Source organism: Cognatilysobacter lacus, assembly GCF_008274655.1.
In the GTDB taxonomy this organism is placed as follows: domain Bacteria; phylum Pseudomonadota; class Gammaproteobacteria; order Xanthomonadales; family Xanthomonadaceae; genus Cognatilysobacter; species Cognatilysobacter lacus.
The window spans coordinates 1-3,709 of record NZ_VTRV01000197.1 but is presented as its reverse complement, the minus strand read 5'-3'; the positions used below and the strand labels follow the sequence as shown (position 1 = coordinate 3,709).

5 protein-coding genes and 3 tRNA genes are annotated in these 3,709 nt (G+C 68.6%); 5 read left to right on the top strand and 3 right to left on the bottom strand.

What is annotated here, in order from left to right:
* The 5 genes from FW784_RS12965 to FW784_RS12945 all read left to right on the top strand — a co-directional run.
* On the top strand, positions 1-433 hold a 433-nt coding region (locus tag FW784_RS12965), incomplete at its 5' end, for a helix-hairpin-helix domain-containing protein (RefSeq protein ID WP_235893680.1).
* A 3-nt stretch (positions 434-436) separates the two neighbouring features.
* Positions 437-1,012 carry a CDP-diacylglycerol--glycerol-3-phosphate 3-phosphatidyltransferase gene (pgsA, locus tag FW784_RS12960; protein ID WP_149353749.1) on the top strand — a complete coding sequence of 192 codons (576 nt, stop codon included), beginning with the start codon at positions 437-439 and terminating at the stop codon, positions 1,010-1,012.
* 67 nt (positions 1,013-1,079) lie between these two features.
* Positions 1,080-1,155, top strand: a tRNA-Gly gene (locus FW784_RS12955).
* 100 nt (positions 1,156-1,255) lie between these two features.
* A tRNA-Cys gene (locus FW784_RS12950) sits at positions 1,256-1,329 on the top strand.
* Between the two features lie 72 nt (positions 1,330-1,401).
* Positions 1,402-1,485 (top strand) — tRNA-Leu (locus FW784_RS12945).
* Between the two features lie 135 nt (positions 1,486-1,620).
* Here FW784_RS12945 and FW784_RS12940 read toward each other — a convergent pair.
* The 3 genes from FW784_RS12940 to FW784_RS14470 form a co-directional block, all read right to left on the bottom strand.
* On the bottom strand, positions 1,621-2,331 hold the full coding sequence (locus FW784_RS12940; protein WP_149353748.1) for an ABC transporter ATP-binding protein: 711 nt from the start codon (positions 2,329-2,331) through the stop codon (positions 1,621-1,623).
* On the bottom strand, positions 2,324-3,526 hold the full coding sequence (locus FW784_RS12935; RefSeq protein ID WP_149353747.1) for an ABC transporter permease: 1,203 nt from the start codon (positions 3,524-3,526) through the stop codon (positions 2,324-2,326). Before FW784_RS12935 ends, FW784_RS12940 begins: the two co-directional genes overlap by 8 nt.
* A gap of 2 nt (positions 3,527-3,528) precedes the next feature.
* The coding region (locus tag FW784_RS14470) for a hypothetical protein (protein WP_205123627.1) at positions 3,529-3,709 on the bottom strand (181 nt) is incomplete at its 5' end.

Below are 3,709 nucleotides of genomic sequence, written 5' to 3'. Positions count from 1 at the left end.
CCAGGTCGCGCAGGCGAGGGCGGTCCTGGACGAGCTGGGCGTCGAGGGCGTGCAGCTCGTCGGCGTCGCCAAGGGTCCGGAGCGCCGGCCCGGCGACGAGGACCTTCTGTTGCCGGACGGTCGGTGCGTTCATCCCGGGGCGCAATCGCCGGCGCTCCAGCTCGTGCAGCAGGTGCGTGACGAAGCGCACCGTTTCGCGATCACCGGGCATCGCGGCAAGCGCCAGAAGGTGCGCGCGACCAGTCGCCTCGAGGACATCGCCGGCATCGGGCCGCGGCGTCGCGCCTCGCTGCTGAAGCACTTCGGTGGATTGGGCGGGCTCAAGGGCGCCGGCGTCGAGGAAATTGCGCGCGTCGAAGGCGTGAATGCGGCGCTGGCACAGCGGATCTATGACACCCTTCACGGGCTGGCGCCCTCCGGGGGCGCGGAGTAGGGCATGCGCATCACCGTTCCGACCATCCTCACGCTGCTGCGGATCGTGATGATCCCCGTGCTGGTGGTGGTCTTCTACCTGCCGTACAAGTGGACGCCGTTCGCGTCGGCCGCGGTTTTCGCCTTCGCGTCGATCACCGACTGGCTCGACGGCTGGATCGCGCGTCGATACAACCAGTACTCGGCGTTCGGCGCATTCCTCGACCCCGTCGCCGACAAACTCATGGTTGCGGTCGCGCTGCTGCTCATCGTTCAGGTGCACCCGACGCGATGGATGGCGCTGTGGGCCGCCGTGATCATCGGCCGCGAGATCGCCGTTTCAGCACTCCGCGAGTGGATGGCCGAGCTGGGGGAGCAGGCCCGCGTGAAGGTGGCGAGCATCGGCAAGTTCAAGACGATCGTGCAGATGGTGGCGTTGACGTGCCTGCTCTACCAGGACCGGTGGCTGGGGCTGCCGATCTTCTCCATCGGTGAGTGGATGCTCGCCGCGGCCGCGCTTCTGACGCTCTGGTCAGGGTGGGCCTACCTGCGCGCGGCATGGCCGGTGCTCGCGCGCGACGCGCGCACCGACATCGGCTGAGCGCGTTCATACAGCGCTTCAGGTGTTGACAGCGCCGGCTGCACACGTAGAATGCGCAGCCTGTTCCGCGGGAATAGCTCAGTTGGTAGAGCACGACCTTGCCAAGGTCGGGGTCGAGGGTTCGAGTCCCTTTTCCCGCTCCAGTTTCATCGGGGCCAAAGCATCGGAACCGACCGACCAGACCCCGCTCGCGGGGTCTCGTCTTTTCAGGGGCACGCATTCTCGGTGCGCCTGACGCCTCCCGGCCGGGTGGCAGAGTGGTTATGCAGCGGACTGCAAATCCGCGTACGCCGGTTCAATTCCGACCTCGGCCTCCATTTCGAAGACCCCGCAGCGATGCGGGGTTTTTGTTTTCCGGAGTTTGCGTTGTCGCCGTAAGCTGTCGCCGTGCCCGGGTGGCGAAACCGGTAGACGCAGGGGACTTAAAATCCCCCGACCATGTCGTGCGGGTTCGAGTCCCGCCCCGGGCACCAGATTCAAGCGCGTTGGCGGACGCCGGCGCGGCGGTCGAGTCGCGTCGAGTCTTCGCCGACCGCCGCAATTCGCCGAGGTTCGTCGCCGAGGCGGGCCGCCACGCAGAGTCCCGACCGCGCGCCGAGCCGTGCGAATCAATCGCGCGCGCGGCGTTCATCGCCCACGATGCTGCCATCCACTAGCGTGATCGTGCGATCGCACGTTTCGGACAGCCGCGAGTCATGCGTCACGACCAGCACGGCGCAACCGTACTGCGAGTTGAAGCGGCGCAGCAGCTGGAAAACTTCGGCCGCGGTCTTCGTATCGAGATTGCCCGTCGGTTCATCGGCGAGCAGCAGTGCGGGGCGCGTCACGAGCGCTCGGGCGATGGCGACGCGCTGCTGCTGCCCGCCCGAAAGCTGGTCGGGCAAGCGGTCCGCGAATTCGCCCAGGCCCACGTCGGCGAGCAGCCCGCGCGCGAAGTCCACGGTTTCGCTGTCCGGCCGCCCGGAGGCCACCATCCGCGGCATCAGCACGTTCTCGAGCGCCGTGAACGCGCCGATCAGGTGGTGGAACTGGAAGACGAAACCGATGTGATGCCCGCGAAGCGCCGTGCGCGCCTCGTCGTCCATGTTCCGCGTGGCATCGCCGAGCAGGAAGAGCTCGCCATCGTCGGGCGAGTCGAGCAGCCCGATGAGGTTGAGCAGGGTGCTCTTGCCCGAACCGGACGGTCCGACCAGCGCGGCGAAATCGGCGCGGTCCAGGCGCAGGTCGAGCCCGTGCAGCACTTCCACTTCGTTCGGCCGCCCCACGTTGTACGACTTGCGCAGCCCGGCAAGCCGCAGCACCTCGCTGGGCTCAGGCATGGCGGATGGCCTCGACGGGGTCGAGCTTCGACGCGCGCGACGCCGGCACGGATGCCGCCACCACGCCTGCGACGGTTGCCAGCGCCATGGCGGCGGGCGCGAGTGCCGCCGGCATCGGGATGTAGAACAGCCGCGGGCCGAACGTGTTGAACGCGCCGACCAGTCCCCACCCGGCGAGCGCGCCGAACGCCGAGCCCACCATGCCCAGCACCGCGCCCTGCACGAGGAACACCTGCAGCATCTGGCGCCGTCGCGTGCCCATCGCGCGCAGGATGCCGATCTCGCGCGTTCGTTGCGTCACGCTCACGGCCAGCACGCTGGCGATGCCGAGCGCGACCGACATCGCGACGAAGAAACTGATCATGCGGGTCGACATGCTTTGCGAACTCAGCGCGTTCACCAGCTGCGAATTGGTTTCCATCCAGCTTTCCGCGCGCAGGCCGGTCAGCCCGTGGATGCGTGCCGCGATGCGGTCGGCGTGGAAGAGGTCATCGACCGTCACGTCGATCACGGTGACGCCGCCCGGCAGTGCAAGCAGCGACTGCGCCTGTTTCAGGTCGAGATACACGTAGCGCGCGTCGAGCTCGCGCACGCCGAGTTCGAAGATACCGGCAACGTTGACGACGGCCTCGCGCCCGCGGCCGGCATCGAGCCGCAGCTTGCCCCCGGTGCGCACCCCGAGGTCATCGGCGAGCTGCCGGCCCACCACCGCGTTGCCGGATCCGACGTCGAGCCGGCCCTCGACCATGCTTTGGTCGAGGTGGATCACGCGCAGGTAGCGCGGCAGGTCGACGCCGATCAGCGCTACGGATTCGACGGCATCGCCGCGGCGGCCTAATGCGGGGCCCGACACGACCGGCGACACCGCCGCGACGCCCGGCAACCGATCGAGCACGTCCCGCACCTGCGGCCAGTTATCGATAGTCCGCAACGCCTGGGCGCGTCGATCCTCCAGCAGGAGTTGCAGCGTGCCTTGCGGCGCGCGCGCGACCAGGTTGGCCTGGCGTGGTGCCAGCACCCGCACATGCGCTTGCGTACCGAGCGTCCGCGCGACGATGTTGTCCTGCAGCCCCCAGATCAGCGCCGTCACGAACACGATGACGGCGACGCCCACGGCGATTCCGAACAGTATCAGCAGCGTTTGACCGCGGCCCTGTCGCAGGAAGCGCATCGCGATGGTGGTCTCGATCCACATGCTCAATCGAACTTGACGGGCAGCTCGCGGCGCGTCGCGCGGCTTGCCTCGGGCAACGGTTGACCCTCGACGCGCACGCGCGCGCCGTCCTTCGGCATCGTCGCGGGCTCGAGCGCGCCCGCGGCAATGACGCGGTCGCCCGCACGCAGCCCGTCGAGAACCTCGCTCATCGCGAGGCCGCGC